The 14579-nt window shown below is 51.8% G+C and carries 14 protein-coding genes; all 14 read right to left on the bottom strand.

What is annotated here, in order from left to right:
• Window positions 1-14: 14 nt before the first annotated feature.
• Window positions 15-1376: a hypothetical protein gene (locus IV433_RS04730; protein ID WP_229893214.1), complete on the bottom strand. Its 1362-nt coding sequence runs from the start codon at window positions 1374-1376 to the stop codon at window positions 15-17.
• Complete coding sequence (locus IV433_RS04725) at window positions 1373-2152, bottom strand: outer membrane lipoprotein-sorting protein (RefSeq protein WP_195813229.1); 780 nt, start codon at window positions 2150-2152, stop codon at window positions 1373-1375. Before IV433_RS04725 ends, IV433_RS04730 begins: the two co-directional genes overlap by 4 nt.
• 10 nt (window positions 2153-2162) lie before the next feature.
• Window positions 2163-3476 (bottom strand): ABC transporter permease, encoded by a 1314-nt coding sequence (locus tag IV433_RS04720; protein WP_195813228.1) that lies wholly within the window; start codon window positions 3474-3476, stop codon window positions 2163-2165.
• Complete coding sequence (locus IV433_RS04715; RefSeq protein WP_229893213.1) at window positions 3477-4130, bottom strand: hypothetical protein; 654 nt, start codon at window positions 4128-4130, stop codon at window positions 3477-3479.
• Window positions 4114-4821, bottom strand: a complete 708-nt coding sequence (locus IV433_RS04710) for an ABC transporter ATP-binding protein (RefSeq protein ID WP_195813227.1) — start codon at window positions 4819-4821, stop codon at window positions 4114-4116. Before IV433_RS04710 ends, IV433_RS04715 begins: the two co-directional genes overlap by 17 nt.
• A 12-nt stretch (window positions 4822-4833) precedes the next feature.
• Window positions 4834-5820 (bottom strand): ATP-binding protein, encoded by a 987-nt coding sequence (locus IV433_RS04705; protein ID WP_195813226.1) that lies wholly within the window; start codon window positions 5818-5820, stop codon window positions 4834-4836.
• Window positions 5821-5838: 18 nt separating this feature from the next.
• A complete protein-coding gene (locus IV433_RS04700; RefSeq protein WP_195813516.1) occupies window positions 5839-7056 on the bottom strand; it encodes a beta-ketoacyl synthase N-terminal-like domain-containing protein in 1218 nt (405 codons plus the stop codon).
• A gap of 4 nt (window positions 7057-7060) precedes the next feature.
• The gene (locus IV433_RS04695; RefSeq protein ID WP_195813225.1) at window positions 7061-9610 is read right to left on the bottom strand and encodes a beta-ketoacyl-[acyl-carrier-protein] synthase family protein; all 2550 of its coding nucleotides are present in this window, start codon (window positions 9608-9610) and stop codon (window positions 7061-7063) included.
• 71 nt (window positions 9611-9681) lie between these two features.
• A complete protein-coding gene (locus tag IV433_RS04690; protein ID WP_195813224.1) occupies window positions 9682-10842 on the bottom strand; it encodes an aminomethyltransferase family protein in 1161 nt (386 codons plus the stop codon).
• Between the two features lie 27 nt (window positions 10843-10869).
• Window positions 10870-11154, bottom strand: coding sequence for a phosphopantetheine-binding protein (locus tag IV433_RS04685; RefSeq protein ID WP_195813223.1), 285 nt, complete (start codon window positions 11152-11154; stop codon window positions 10870-10872).
• A gap of 15 nt (window positions 11155-11169) precedes the next feature.
• Window positions 11170-11724: a hotdog family protein gene (locus IV433_RS04680; RefSeq protein ID WP_195813515.1), complete on the bottom strand. Its 555-nt coding sequence runs from the start codon at window positions 11722-11724 to the stop codon at window positions 11170-11172.
• 3 nt (window positions 11725-11727) lie between these two features.
• A complete protein-coding gene (locus IV433_RS04675) occupies window positions 11728-12483 on the bottom strand; it encodes an SDR family oxidoreductase (protein ID WP_195813222.1) in 756 nt (251 codons plus the stop codon).
• Window positions 12484-12492: 9 nt separating this feature from the next.
• On the bottom strand, window positions 12493-12873 hold the full coding sequence (gene acpS, locus IV433_RS04670; RefSeq protein WP_195813221.1) for a holo-ACP synthase: 381 nt from the start codon (window positions 12871-12873) through the stop codon (window positions 12493-12495).
• 14 nt (window positions 12874-12887) lie between these two features.
• Window positions 12888-14546 carry a ShlB/FhaC/HecB family hemolysin secretion/activation protein gene (locus tag IV433_RS04665; protein WP_195813220.1) on the bottom strand — a complete coding sequence of 553 codons (1659 nt, stop codon included), beginning with the start codon at window positions 14544-14546 and terminating at the stop codon, window positions 12888-12890.
• Between the last annotated feature and the right edge of the window lie 33 nt (window positions 14547-14579).

The raw sequence follows: 14579 nt of genomic DNA, 5'->3' as shown, positions 1-14579 counted from the left end.
TCCCTGTGAATCACCTAGAGGTGATACTTAAAACCCAGATAAGTGCCGAGAGTTTCGCCGAATAAAGCAAACTCCGAATCACTCTTTCCAAATGCGGTGTAAAGACCGCCATAAAGTTCAAGCCGCGGGTTCAGCGGTTTGTTGATATTCAGGCCGACCGTCGCACTCTTGTCCTGTAAATTCATCACCGCAAAAGGCTGCACCGAGGACTGGTCATCCATCAGGTAGCTGCCGTAAGCGTTGAGATAATGTTTTCCCAGCAGGTTTCCCTGGCTGGACGCGTTGTAGACTTCAGACGCCATCAGATATTTGTAGGCGTCAAATGCCCGGTCCAACGGCGCGTAATTCGTCCTCTGGTTCAGGAATTTAATGAGGTCCGTTTGTTTGTCCCACTGTGCGGAAGAATAGCCTTCACTTTGAAAGTAATATTCGAGGCCAAACTGACAGAAGCGATCGGTGGTGTATTGCATTCCGAGCGCCAGCTCGACGCCATCGTCATCCTTTGCGCTGTAAAGGGAATCCGGAAAACGGTAATGCTCCACGTCGCGCGCACTATTTTCGTCTAAGTGCCGCCATTGCTGTTGAAAATGGTAGGCCAGCTCGGTGTTCAGAATGAACTGCGGCGTCACGTTCAGCGTTTGCGCCACGGCGACCGATTTTTTATCGCCCGTCATCAGGCTCACCGAGGGCGTGCTGTCACCAAACCGGTAATCCGTGTACGTCAGCAGATAGCGGTCGCTGGCATTGGAACGGGCCAGCGCATTCCAGTTTCCCGAAGATTCATAGCGCGGGCCGGGCTGCGTGAGCCGTGGCGCCGCGGTTAACGACAGCGAGTAAGCAAGCGTATCCTGCGCCAGCACCGCGCCCCAAAACGCATCGGTATAGAGCGGTTTCATGTCAGGTGAATGAATGCGCGTGGCCTTGAACCCGGCGCTGTAATTGCTGAGCAGGCTGGCCGGGGATTTCAGGTAGAAAGCGCCGCCTTTAGGCCGGAGCTTACCGACGTCCAGCCGGAGGCTTTCTGTCGGCGTATAAGAAAGACGAAGTTTATCGATCAGCGCCCGCAGGCGGTGGTCGTCTTTCTCAAAGGCTCCGGGGCTTTTATACGGATAATAGGCCAGGCCGAGCAGCGAGAAATCTACGTCCAGCTTGTCTTCAACCAGCGTGCAATCGTTACGGTAATTCACCGCGATATCATTAAACGCATTGTTCGCGGCATACGGGTTTTTCCCGTCAATCTGCCAGACCGGCGGTTGTCTGCTGACGTAGGACGCTTGCGCGAAAATCACCGTGTCGGAATTCGTCAGACAGGCGGCGTAAAGCGGTAACGACGGCCACACGCCGCTGGCCAGTATCAGCAAGGCAGACCGGTTCAATTGCCGCCCCGCTGGATACTCTCTTTTGTAAAGCGGGAAAGCGGCAACGACTCAAACCGGACATCGCTGTATTCCATGACCGAATAACCGCTGCCACGGCGCGGATCCGTGACTTTAATTTTGGACGGTCTTTCCCTGCCCAGCAGCAGTTTGTAATCGAGGTACCACACTTCCTTGAGCAGCTTGTCATCGAGGGAAAAATACGCGGCTTTATAAGGGCGGTAGCTGCCTTTCTCCACCAGATAATTCACTTTCGGATAGGTGACTTCCGCTGACCGGCGGGTGAGCATCAGCGAATAGCAGACGTTCGCGCCGCAAGGGACTTCGCCCAGTAACGTGGAGTCATACGCAAACTCAAAGTTGGTCACAATCACGTCGCCGTTAGAAATCTGCCCGATCAGCCTTTGCTGGCGGGAGATCGGCACAGGGCGGCGCAGTTCCGGCGTGTAAAACCATAAATCGTAGCCGTCGGATAACATGATTTTTCCGCGATCCCGTGGCGGAGAAACAAAGCGCGCTAGTGAACGTGCGTCGGCCTGTTCACCGTCTTTCGGTTTCAGAAATCGCATGGAGATATCCAGAACCTGCTGATTCACCGGCGCATTTTCGCCGGATTTAAATTCATTCACGGTGACCGTATAACGAAAGGGCTGGTCGGGTGACCGGATCTCGTCTGCCTGCCGGATAATGTTCAGAGCCGTGACGGCGTCCGCCGCATGCGTGAATACCGGGAACCACGCGAGACAACCGGCGATAAGAAGAAGACCTGGTTTCATGGGAATGTCCTTATACCGCTTTAAAAGCGTCCGAAATATTCAACCGCGATGCCCGCAGTGCCGGTAAAACCGAGGCCAGCGACGACGTGATCACCGGCAAAATCAGGGTGATCCAGATGAGTTCTGCACTGTCCGTTTTGATAAAGGCGTTGTAGCCGAGCGTCTGCCCCGGAGACGGCGGCATCGCGATACCCTTCAGGTTGATCAGGGATGCAATCATCATCCCCAGAATCAGGCTGCCCGCAGCGCCCAGTGCACCGATATAAATCCCCTCAAGTAAAAACAGCCGGGTTACATGCGCAGGGCGCAGGCCGATCGCCCGCAGCGTAGTGATTTCGCGGGTTCTTTCGACGATATTCATGGTCATCGAGTTGCTGATCATGAAGATCACAATCAGCACGACTATCGCTTTAATGAAGAAGTAAATGCCGGTCAGTAAACCTTCAACCTGCTGATAAAAGATCGAGAGTTCTTGCCAGTTTTTGACTATCAGCGGCAAATGCCGGTCGGCAATAAACTGCGTGAGTCTGGCGCTGAACACCGGTAAATCCGCATCTTTCTTCAGCAGAATGACAAACTTACTGACGCCATTGGTGTTCATGATGTGCTGCGCGGTTTGCAGGGGAATTTTCATCGCCACGTCGTCATAATCTTTAATGCCGGAGGTGAAAATACCGCGGACTTTCAGCGACAAAGCACCCTGCCCGCCCTGTGCGTTTGCCACCAGAACATCGAGCCAGTCGGCATATTGCGCGTTCAGGGTTTTTGCCAGCCCGCTTCCCAGGATCACCTCATCCGTTTTAATGCGCGACAGATCGCTGCCGGACACCAGTTTGTCGAAAGAACCCAGTTTCAGCGCCGGTAAAGGCTCGATCCCCAGTCCGGCAAAATAGCTCGAGGTTTCACTCTCGTAGTGCGAAATCACACCGGTGAATTCGAGCTGGCCTGAAATCGTGGAAATATAATCTTTCAATTCGGGGTCATTCAGGATTTCATTTTTCAGCGCGTCATAATTGCCAATAATGCTTTTGCTTTTATTCGAGGTTTCAAAATAGTTTTTGTCGTAAATCTGAATATGACCGACGTTGGTTCTGACAGTTTGTTCTTTCAATATCCAGAAAGAATACTGAATAAAACCGCCATAAAGGAAAATGGCTAATCCCCCCAAAATAATGGCGATCAGGGTAGAGAAGGAACGTCTCTTGTGTCTGAATAAATTCAGGAAGGCAAATTTTGCATCCTGCGGCCGCCGGATCAGGCAATACAGCACAAAACCGACAATCACCAGCAGGGCGAGGTTGGTTATAATCATTCCAGTTAACATTTATTCACCTTTCATCAAAGGCACAACAATCTGAGTTATTTCACCGATATCCCACGCGGGGCTGGCATCTGACTTCAGGGATAATAATTTTACCGCCACCGGCCCGCGGTTTTTAAGTTGTGTTAAAAGCGTATTTGCGCCGACGGTATCTCCGCAACTGAGCAATGCCCGGTAACGCATAAAAAGGATATTAATCAGGATATCGTTATCGAAATTAGCCCGGTTTTTTAACAGATAATCGGTATCCGCCAGCGCTATGACACAGCGCCCTTGTTTTGCCGGTAAATAAGCATCAATACGGGCGCGTAAATAACGCACCTGCGGCGTATTTTCATGCAAATCAGCCGCTTCATCCAGATAAAAAAAGCCCGTTTTCCCATATTCCGAGGCCAGCACATAATCATTCACTGCGGCATAATGATCCGCCATCCGCAGCGTGCCGTAAGAGTAGAAAATCAGCGATGCGATATCTTTTTGCTGTTCATATTCGTGCAGCAAAGCCTGCGTGGTGGCCGATAAAGCCTCCGGCTGAACTGGAAAACCCTGTTGCAGTACGGCCTCCAGAGCCGGTGTCCCGGAACGGGCGGCGGCGGCTCCGTGAGCGGCTAAGGACAAGCAGAACGCGAGGATAACGGCGCTATTTCGAAACATCATGAACAATTTCTCCATCCTTGATTTCAATCACCCGCCGCGCACGATCCCTGAGCTGCGCAGAATGGGTCGAGACAATAAATGTGGTGCGGGTTTCCTGATTAATTTTCATCATTAACTCCAGAATCGCCTCGCCGGTCGCCTGATCAAGATTGCCGGTAGGTTCGTCCGCAACCACCACCTGCGGGCCATGAGCCAGCGCCCGGGCAATCGCCACACGTTGCTGCTGACCGCCGGACAGTTGCCCCGGCGTGCGGTTGCCCAATGCGCCAATGCCGACGCTATCAAGGGTATGCTGCGTCCGTTCCCGCGCCTCTTTGCGGCCATAACGGCCATTGAGGATCAGCGGATAACACACGTTATCAAACGCCGAAAGCACCGGGATCAGGTTGAAAAACTGAAAGATAAATCCCAGATGTCGCCCACGAAGGGTTGAGAGCTGGCCTTCATCAAGCTCGTTCAGCGATTTATCCAGAAACAGCGTCGAGCCCGACGTGGGCTTATCAATGCCGGACAAAATATTCAGCAGCGTACTTTTGCCGCTGCCGGAAGGCCCGCACAGCGCCAGAAACTCGCCGCGGGCAATTTCCAGATTAATATTTTTCAGCGCATCGACCCTGCCTTCGCCCGTTCCGAAGCTTTTACACACATCCATCAGCAATATTGCCGGCAGTTCCCTGATCGTCATCGCCATCGTTCCGTCCGCTTAATTTCCCTGATACCGGGTGTCAAAGTAGTGATATCCGCCAAAGTTATCCGGCACGACAGTGCGCATTTTTCCGCCCGCAACGAGGTGTTGCTGAAGATATATCCAGCTCAGCGCAGGCATCAGGCACCCGCTGCCGCCATAGAGTTCGGGCAGGCTGATTTTTTGCGTATTACGCTTATTTTCGCTGAACGCTTCGCGCCAGAGACGGTTTCGTCGCAAACCTGAAAAACACATCAGATCAATATCGTTATCCGCGCCGGATAAAATATCCCCCGACTCCCTGTCTTTATTGTGTAAAACATATTGCCCGGTATTAATTTCCAGAGCGCTTTCCCGCTGACTGAAAATAAAACACCCGACGCGCTCAACCGACAGGTTTATTTTTATGTCCTGCTCCTGAGTTTTCTCTTTCTTATTCACAGGCAGATCTTCTTCGGAGAACACCAGCACCGGCACCGCACGGTATGCGGCGCAGATCACTACAAAATCGAAAATATCCCAGTCCAGATAATCCTGCGCCAGACGCATGGCCTGAACCAGTGACTGTTTTTCGCCACGAATTTTGCAGCTAAAGTCTTTGACGGAAAATTTCTTGATCAGGTTTTTCGGTAATGTGTCGATCATGGCCTGATGCAGCGCGCTGCTGATATTTTCAAACGAAGAACTTTCGCCCCAGCTGTCGGCATAAATAAAAGCCGTTCGCGATTTCATCAATAACATCCGCTCTTTCGCGCTGAGGTTATGTAATGCCGCTTCCGAGACCTCTTCCATCGCAACAATATAATTCGTGTAATGGGGCGTTCTGATCATCTCACTGGCGTAAATATCACTGCTCGTTCCAAAGCGTTTAAATCCCCAGCCGTTTGACCGGGTGGATTTCAGCGAGCGGTTATACATGTGAGATTCCCACACATTCAGCCAGCAAGGCGCATACATATACACCCGCCCTTCCGGCTCGGTCATGGAGAAGGAAGATAAATACATAATACTTTCCCTGTAAAATTAAGAGGCGGCAGCGTTCTCAGACATCACAACACCAATGACCGAGCCATCAACGCCCAGCCCGACTTTTAAAAGATGGCGCTTGTTATGTGTTATCTGTCCCTGATTGAGCAACACATACGGCGCGACATTTTCCCGGATCGGGCCGGTTCCCACCGGAGTGAGCAGCGTCTTCTGGCACAAGGCCTGGTGACCGATGATCAAATCCACGATCCCTGAACCGGTTGATGTGTAGCCAATCTGCCCTTTATAGGCCAGAACCGGCACCGTGCTTTCACCGGGGAAAGAGGCCAGCGCCAGTGCCTCGGCCTTATCGCTGGCTTCAGAACCGTTTCCGTGCGGAATAATCGCGGCCAGATCCCCGCAGCAAATGTCCGCCTGCTCCAGCGCTTTGTTCATCACTTTCAGCAGGTTTGCACTCAGTTGCGCCCCGTCGTTGCTCCGCCCCGCGCTGGTTTGCGTATAGACAGACGTGAGCCGGACGCCATCCGCCATCTGCCGGGCATAACGATGCCGGGCGCTTTCCAGCAGCATCACGCAGCCGCCTTCGGCAAATAACACACCCTGACCGTTCGCACCAAAAGGCTGAACGGTGTCGCCGCCGAGCATTCCCTGACTGGTCAGAAAACTGATGTCCTGCGTGGTAATCAGGGAGCAGTTCACCACCATCACCACGTCAACATTCCCGCTTTCGATGGCCTGAATCCCCAGATGCACGGCGGCCAGCGAAGAATTGCTGGTGCAGTGCAGATTGGGCGGCAGGTGTTTCAGGTCAAACGCCGTCGCCACGTGATGCGCCAGTTTGTCCTGAGACATATTGGCGACATGTAAATTCTGCACCGAACGGGTGAGCGTGACGTCTTCAACATCGTTGTGATCATAAAAGGCCAGATAATCCGCCACATCCACGCGCGGACCTAAACCGGTCAGGTAAACCCGGACGTTTTCTCCGGTCAGGTGGTGTTTATCCAGCCCGCCGTGGGCGAGTGCCCCGACCATAAGTTCACTCACCCACGTGCCGGTGTCCTTTACCGGCGCCGGTAAACGGGCAACGAAACCGTTATTACTCAGGCCGCATTGTCTGGCCGCCTCGTCAGAAGAGAACCATCGCGCTTTACTGACACAACGGCCTGCTTTAAGCCCGTCGGATAACCCGTCGCTGCTCTGCGCGAAGGCCAGACGTGCGCTGTAACCCGCGATGATTGCCGCGTTATCCACGCGTTTATCCTCTGATAACGAAGGCATTGTAGTTTCCACCTTCGTTCGCCCCGACCAGCAGGACATGCCTGATGGCCATTTTCAGCGGAGCTTTAACAAAGTTGATGCGATCGTCGCAGAACACCTGAGTATGCGGAATGGCGGGCACCGCCTGTTTCCTGATGCAATCCGCCAGCACCGCCAGATTGAGCAGCCCGGCGCAAGATTCCACAAATCCAAAGCTGGCGTTGTAGTTCACCACCGGCACCTGCGGATTTTGCTCGCCGAAGGCCAGGCAGATCGCGCCAATTTCAATCTCAGAACTCTCTTTTGTGCCGTTACTGCTGCCGCACACCAGATCGATATCCCGCGCCGTAAGCCCCGCATCGGCTAAAGCCCGGTGGATTGCCAGCGCCATGGCGGCCGATTTTTCATCCGCGCAATCGGCATCAAAATAGCTAATGCTGTTGGATTTGCCGTAACCGGCGATTTCCGCGCAAATCTCCACGCCGCGAGCCTGAGCGGCGTCCAGATCTTCCAGCAACACCATGCAGGCACCTTCGCCCGGCACAAAACCTTTCGCCTCCTTGCCGTACACCTGGTATTCGCGGGGGTCAGAGGTCATCTGGATTTTTTCGGTGACGGCATCCATATACAGCGACATGGAAGGGAAACATTCGTCGGCGCCACCGACCAGTACCTGCGGTTGCAGCTGCTGGCGGATGATTTCATAGCCGTAGGTCAGCGCGCCCAGCGACGCGTTTTGCCCGGTCGCCAGCGTGGTGGTGTAGCCTTTGATCCCTTCAGAAATACCGCAGAAAGTGGCAATCGAATTCATCAGCGAGCCGGGGAATTCTGACGTACGCACCTTGCGCGGATCGGGTTTCAGGCTTTGCAGGTATTTATAGGTCGTCTCCTGCGGCCCGCGCGACATTCCCATCACCAGCCCCAGTTCGTGACCATCGCGTTTGATTTTATGCTTCGCGTTGTTCAGCGCTTCCGCCAGGGCAATCAGGGCAAAGGTTCCGCCACGCGTGGCTTTGCGTGAGTCAAAACGCCGCAGATGCCTACGCGGTTCCAGCGCCGTAACCTGAAAGGTTTTAAAATGAACGTTATTTTCCGGCAGAACCGCTCGCTGTAAACGGCGTGTCGCCCCCGGCAAATCATCAAACTGGTGCGTTCGGGTCAGCACATCAAGAAGCTCAACGGCTTCCGTGAGGGTATCTCCATTGAATTTTACGCCCGTCAGTTCAGGGGATTTATCAGCAGACCAGATATGTTCAAGAATTTCGTTCAGGGTATGCCCGATGGCCGAGACGGCACCCATCCCGCTTATCGCCACGCGCTTCGCCTCGTAGGCGGTCACCGGAACCGTGCCGGGACGCGTGCTCACAATCATGCAGCAGTTATTTCCGCCGAAAGCATAATTGTTTTTCATGAAGATATTGATGTCCTTTTCCCTGAATTCATTCGGCACATAATCCAGATCGCAATTCGGACGTGGCACCGTGAAATTCAGCGTAGGAAGAAGTTTCTTTTCCGGCAGTGTCACCAGACAGGCGATGAGTTCGACAATTCCCGCCGCGCCGATGTTGTGACCAAAGAAGGATTTGGTCGAACTGACCGGAAGATCGACCGCATCGGGAAACACTTTCTTCATCGCCAGCGTTTCGATCCGGTCATTGGCTTCGGTGCCTGTGCCATGCACGTTCACGTAATCAATCTGATCGGGCGTGACACCGGCATTTTCCATCGCCTTGAGCATGACCTGCACCGCACCGTTGGCACGCGGATCCGGGCCGGTTTCATGGTAGGCATCGCACGACGTCGCGTAAGAGAGAAGCTCGCCATAAATCGTGGCACCGCGTGCAACGGCGTGCTCGTACTCTTCCAGCACGATGGCGCCCGCACCTTCACCGATGGACATCCCGGACGTGCCGGAGAACGGCGTACAGGATTCGGCATGCATCACGTTGAGCGCGTAGAAACCGGCGAAGGTCGGCAGATAGATCGGCTCGGTTCCGACGGCAAGCATGGTTTTACTTTTGCCATTCTGGATATAGTCAAAAGCCATGCCGATGGCGTTCGGGCTGGCGGTACAGGCCGTCGCCACCAGTTCCGTGCCCCCTTTCAGCCCCAGTAATGTCGATACGCTGGAGCAACAGGACGCAAACCCGCCGGAGTAAATGGCTTTTTTCAGCGAGAAATCCTGAATACGCTGTTCAAACAGCGGCAGGAACGCTTCGGTTCCCGCCGAGGACACGCCGACGATCATCCCGGTTTCTTCAAGATCTCCCGTTAACCCGGCGGCATTCAGCGCATCTTTGCTGACTTTGTAGGCCCACAGCGCGGCGTTATCCATTGCGCTGACTGTTTCAGCATCCAGCGGAGCGTAATCGATATCTTGTAAGATCTCCGCCGCACGCGCGTTTTCAAACCAGTGCGAAAAGCGTGTGCTGTCTTGTACACCGCATTCTTTATTGAGCAGAGCCTGTCTGAACCCGGCAATGTTATCCGCCAGTGAAGACAAAATCCCCATCCCTGTAATGACTACTCTTTTCCTGCTCGTTTTCATAAATAAGTCCCTTAGTTCTGATCAGCCCGGGTGATCAGACAACGTCTCCGGTGCGGTGTGTTTAAAAGAAATTACAGGGCGCTTTTCGGCTTTGAGGCATCGATATAGCTGTGTTCAGTCGGGTTAACCAGCATGCTGAAGTTATAGAAGAAGGGAACGTTACGGGTCATAGCCGCCACGGCTCCGCCCTGCGTCGCAATCTCAAACCCCGGAATGTCGGAATAGGCGTATTCGCTGTCAATCAGTGCCAGTGCGATCAAAGACTGACATGCCGGTGAGTAAACACTTTTGACGATGACACCGACGTCGCGGCCTTCGGCGCGCACTTTGTCATCGGCGGCAATGCCTTCGCACGCGGCGAGCGGAACAATACCGACCAGCTTGCGTTCTGCGCCCGCACAGGACAGGGATTCCGCGGCGAGTTTGCCGACAAAATCGTCTTTGTCATACTGAATCGCCCACTGCATTTGCAGCTCAACCGGGTTGCGGGAATAACCGCTGAACAACGCGGGTTCCCAGCACGGATTTTCAACGCGGAGCGTATTTTGATAATTCAGGCCGCCGGTCTTCAGGTCGAATGGCTCACCGCTTTCCAGCAGTTGTTCCCAGACCTGGCACAGCGCCGCTTGCCCGCCAATCAGCTGGTAAGCAAATTCACCGTGTTTGCCGCAGCGCAACACCATCAGGCCATCGTCAGTGCTCATATATTCGTGATACGGCAGGCCGATAATGTCGAAGCCGTAAATACCGGCGAGCACTTCCCAGGCATAAGGCCCTTCGAGCTGAATGGCGCCCCAGCCGTGCGGTTCCATATCCTGAATCACCGGCGACTCTTCAATATCAAGATCTTCGGCATTCTCCAGAATCTGCTTCAGGCGGTCGATCAGCTCAAAAGCGGACAGGTTTTCTGACAGCAGGTAATACCCTTCATCGGTACACAGCACCGAAATATCCCCGGCAATAGTGCCGTCCTGATTGAGCACCAGCGAGTACATCGCCTGCTCATCACGGATTATCGAGACATCCGCTGAGGCTAAATAGTTGACCAGCGCCCACGCGTCATCGCCCATGACGCTGACGACGGACATGCTGGAATAATCCACCATCAGGATATTTTCCCTTACCGCTTTATATTCCACTTCCGGTGAGTGATAAAAAGCAGGCACGGTTCTGCCGTTAAATGTGCCCATCGTGGCGTTATTTTTTTCATGTAATTCACGAAGCGAAATCATCTGAACCTCATTATTCAAAAAGGAGTTTTACTGTGGCTTTCGGTTTTTAATCACAAAAGACGCCAGGTTATTTACCGTTCTCATAAAAGAGGGGTCATCGCTTTCACTGACCTGAATGCCGTAAAGTTTATCCAGCAACACCAGAATTTCCGTCGCATCGACAGAATCAAGCTTCAGGCCATTACCAAACAGTGCCGTATCATCGTCAATCTGCGATTCTGTTTTCTGAATATGCAGACGCTGAATCAGTTCGGTTTTAATCTGATGTAATACGACTTTACGTGCTTCGATATTCTCTTGAATTAAGCTCATGGGTATTGCTCCATATTATAATTGTTTCACTTCTCTGAAATTGATGATCACGCCCTGGCTGATCATCTTTTTGCCGACCTGCGCCGAAACACTGTAATGCCTGAATCCGCTGGCGTCGGAGAACGTCAGCTTACTGGTCACTTCTATCGTGTCACCCGGATAGGCGACATCTTTGAATTTCAAATTTTGTGAAGCCAGAACGCCCTGCACCTGCGCGCGACGTGTGCGGATAATATTGCGCATGTCTTCATCATGAATTTTCGAATAAATATCACGAAGTGAATGCAGTGCTTCACCGTGGTTTTCCTGATAGATGTCACTCATATCTGTCAGAAAAGAGAAATACTCACTCGCCTGACCAAATATTTCTGAAATAATCGCACCCGGCATAATAGGATTGTCAGGAAAATGCCCGGCCAGATAAGGATCATTATAGGTAACATGTTTAATCACCTTGATGTACCCGTTTTCGCCATATTTAAAATCTTCAATCCGGTCGACCATAATAAGAGGCTGACGCCAGCCGCCCATTTCAAGGAAAACTCTGGAAGGAATCGCATATTTAGACATCATTCACCGCATCACCAGGCCGCCATCAATAACGATGGTTTGCCCTACAATATAGCTCGCCGCTGCGGAGCTTAAATAAACCACGGTATTCGCCACTTCTTCGCATTTCCCCAGACGACGCAGAGGAATGGATGACGTTATTTCCCGCACGACGGTACGCGACACCTTTTTCACCATTTTGGATTCGATCATGCCCGGCGCAATGGCATTAACCCTTACGCCTCTGGGGGCCAGTTCGGCGGCCAGTGTGCGGGTGAACGCGAGCAACGCGCCTTTTGATGCACTGTAATTGCACTGGCCCACGCTTGGGATCAGCGCGGCAATCGAGGCCACATTGACGATCGCCGGGTTTTCTGCGGCTCTGAGCAACAGCAACAGCTCTTTGGTCAGCCTGAACACGCTCAGCAAATTGGTATCAATAACGGTGCTGAAATCTTCGAAACTCATGGCGGCAAATAAACTGTCTTTGACAATGCCCGCGTTATTGACCAGCACATCGATGTGTTTCGCTTCCTGCGCCAGCCTCTGACACAAGCCGCTGACTGCATTTTTATCCGAAAGATCACACTGAATGATGTTCAGTTTGCTCCCGTCCGGATGCTGATTTTTCAGCGCCTCCAGAGAACTGGCATTGCTGTTATACAGCGCGAATACCTGACATTGCTGGTTCAGGTACTCAGCACAAACCGCCAGACCTATATCACCGCTTGCCCCTGTCACCAGGATGTTTTTATCTGCTAAATCATTAAATTTATACACAATGTTCCCTTAATCCCTCCGGGACGAAATAACCGTTACTGCAATCGCATGTGTACGGCAATGAGAAATGCTTAACGAAATCGCATTGATTTTTTTATCTTCCATGACGTCTTTTAAATGCCCGCTGAGAACAAAATGCGGGCACCCGAACTGATCATGTTCGATTTCAGCATCGTGAAACCGGATCCCTTCCCGGAATCCTAATCCCACCGATTTAACAACGGACTCTTTGGCGGCCCAAAATCCTGCTGCCCTTTCATAATCAGGATCGTGGCTGTTTATGCTGATCAGTTCGCGCTGAGTGAAAACTCTTTGCAGGAATTTATCGCCGCCCCGCAATATCGCCGTCTTCACGCGCTCCACTTCAACAATATCGGTTCCAACAAACATGATGTTTCCTGCAATCAGAGCTGATAAGACACGGTGAAATTTACATTCAGCTTATCGGCATTTAATTCATCCGGATAAAGCAGCGGCGTGGACAAGGCAATATCGTAAGACAGCGTATTAATATTGCCCTTGAAGCCGCTGGTTGCGCCGACGAGTTTCTTCCCGGAATAAGCGCCCTGCGGATAGGCTTCTCCCCATATTTCGCCGTAATCAACGCCGGCATACCATTCGATATTCTTAATACCGGTAATCAGATTAAACGTATTTTGGGCGTAAAAGCCTTTATCGCCATACAGCCCCTGCGTGTTTTCAAAACCACGCACATTCCACCGGTCACCGAGCGTGAACTGATCCTGCAATGTCAGCTTGTCAGGCGAATACTGAACACCTGAACTTAACGCGTAATAGGCAACGAAATTTTTCACGTTGAATAGCTTCGTGTAATTCATATTCAGGTTATAGAGATTGCTCTGCGCACTGACATCGCCGGATTTCATATCCGGCGTTTTCTCACCGCCTAAAAACGGAACAAACCGCTGATATGACAATGTGCTGTCGAGTAAGGCCCGGTCAAAATTCTGTTTATAGTTAATACCGAAGCGTGCATTGGTCATATCACGTTTTTGTAATGCCAGCTCAATATCTTCTAACTTGTAATCAACCTTTCTTTTTATTAATTCAGCACTGAGCGCAACTTTTTTATTACTGTCACGATAAACCGTTCTGTTGCCTTTCAGGCTGAGATAATCGCTGTCACCGGTGTATTTATAGTTCCAGGTTCCCAGAGCAATATTCTGTTTCGACCGGCTGCTGCTGTAAAACAGCTCATAATCCCAGTATCCCCAGGGCACGGAATAGTAAGCACTCACGCTTTTGTACCCGCCAGTGCTCCGCTCCGTATTCGTCGTCCCCGAAAGATAAAAGGTATCGTTCATGTGGGCCAGGTTGTAGAGGTAAGCCGCGCCGCCTGCGAGCACTTTGCCGGTGGCTTCATCGCCCCAGTTGTTCATCCAGACTTTACCGTTCCAGTCTTTTGTCCGGCCTGCGTTTATGACGACGTTGCTGTACCCGTTCTGGTGTCCGGGCTCGATGTTGATCTTCACTTTCAAATTAGGGGCTTTTTGCAGGACTTCCAGCCCCTGTTCGATATCCCGAAGATTCAGGATGTCTTCGGCTTTAAAAGGCAATATTCCCGGCCGGATTGCGTCATCGCTGATAATAATATTTTCAATTCTGCCCGGCATGACAACCAGCTTTAACTGGTGCGTCGTTAAATCCTGCCCCGGCACATCGACCCGCGTGGTGACGTAGCCCGAGTTGATATAGTAATCTTGCAGCCCGATGGCCAGTTGTTCAATTCCCCGCGCCCCCAGACATTTTCCCGCCACGCTTTTTTTAATTTTCCGTATCGTGGAGTTGTTCAGGAAATCATTTTCGACGATCAGTGTATTAATCGTCAGGCAGTTTTTCTCTACCGGAAAATCCAGGAAATCAACCTGCTTCTTCACCTGGCTGGAGTAGACATCCTTTTTGATGATTTTATTTTCCTGCCGGTTACTCCGGTCAATATCCTGCTGTGTTTTAACCAGGCTATTTAAATCCACGGTTTCAGCGTAAGACACTGTCTGACTTAAGAGGCTCAGGGTAATAATGAGTGCAATTCTAATTTTCATAATGCCTGTCCGGAAATGAAAGCAGCCATTACG

The organism is Rahnella laticis (assembly GCF_015644585.1).
In the GTDB taxonomy this organism is placed as follows: domain Bacteria; phylum Pseudomonadota; class Gammaproteobacteria; order Enterobacterales; family Enterobacteriaceae; genus Rahnella; species Rahnella laticis.
This window is presented reverse-complemented; position numbering and strand designations above follow the sequence as displayed.

Bases quoted from the DNA above. Each gene is read 5' to 3' on its own strand.
- IV433_RS04725 (WP_195813229.1), bottom strand. From the start codon at position 2,152: ATGAAACCAGGTCTTCTTCTTATCGCCGGTTGTCTCGCGTGGTTCCCG.
- IV433_RS04720 (WP_195813228.1), bottom strand. From the start codon at position 3,476: ATGTTAACTGGAATGATTATAACCAACCTCGCCCTGCTGGTGATTGTC.
- IV433_RS04715 (WP_229893213.1), bottom strand. From the start codon at position 4,130: ATGATGTTTCGAAATAGCGCCGTTATCCTCGCGTTCTGCTTGTCCTTA.
- IV433_RS04710 (WP_195813227.1), bottom strand. From the start codon at position 4,821: ATGGCGATGACGATCAGGGAACTGCCGGCAATATTGCTGATGGATGTG.
- IV433_RS04705 (WP_195813226.1), bottom strand. From the start codon at position 5,820: ATGTATTTATCTTCCTTCTCCATGACCGAGCCGGAAGGGCGGGTGTAT.
- IV433_RS04695 (WP_195813225.1), bottom strand. From the start codon at position 9,610: ATGAAAACGAGCAGGAAAAGAGTAGTCATTACAGGGATGGGGATTTTG.
- IV433_RS04690 (WP_195813224.1), bottom strand. From the start codon at position 10,842: ATGATTTCGCTTCGTGAATTACATGAAAAAAATAACGCCACGATGGGC.
- IV433_RS04685 (WP_195813223.1), bottom strand. From the start codon at position 11,154: ATGAGCTTAATTCAAGAGAATATCGAAGCACGTAAAGTCGTATTACAT.
- IV433_RS04680 (WP_195813515.1), bottom strand. From the start codon at position 11,724: ATGTCTAAATATGCGATTCCTTCCAGAGTTTTCCTTGAAATGGGCGGC.
- acpS (WP_195813221.1), bottom strand. From the start codon at position 12,873: ATGTTTGTTGGAACCGATATTGTTGAAGTGGAGCGCGTGAAGACGGCG.
- IV433_RS04665 (WP_195813220.1), bottom strand. From the start codon at position 14,546: ATGAAAATTAGAATTGCACTCATTATTACCCTGAGCCTCTTAAGTCAG.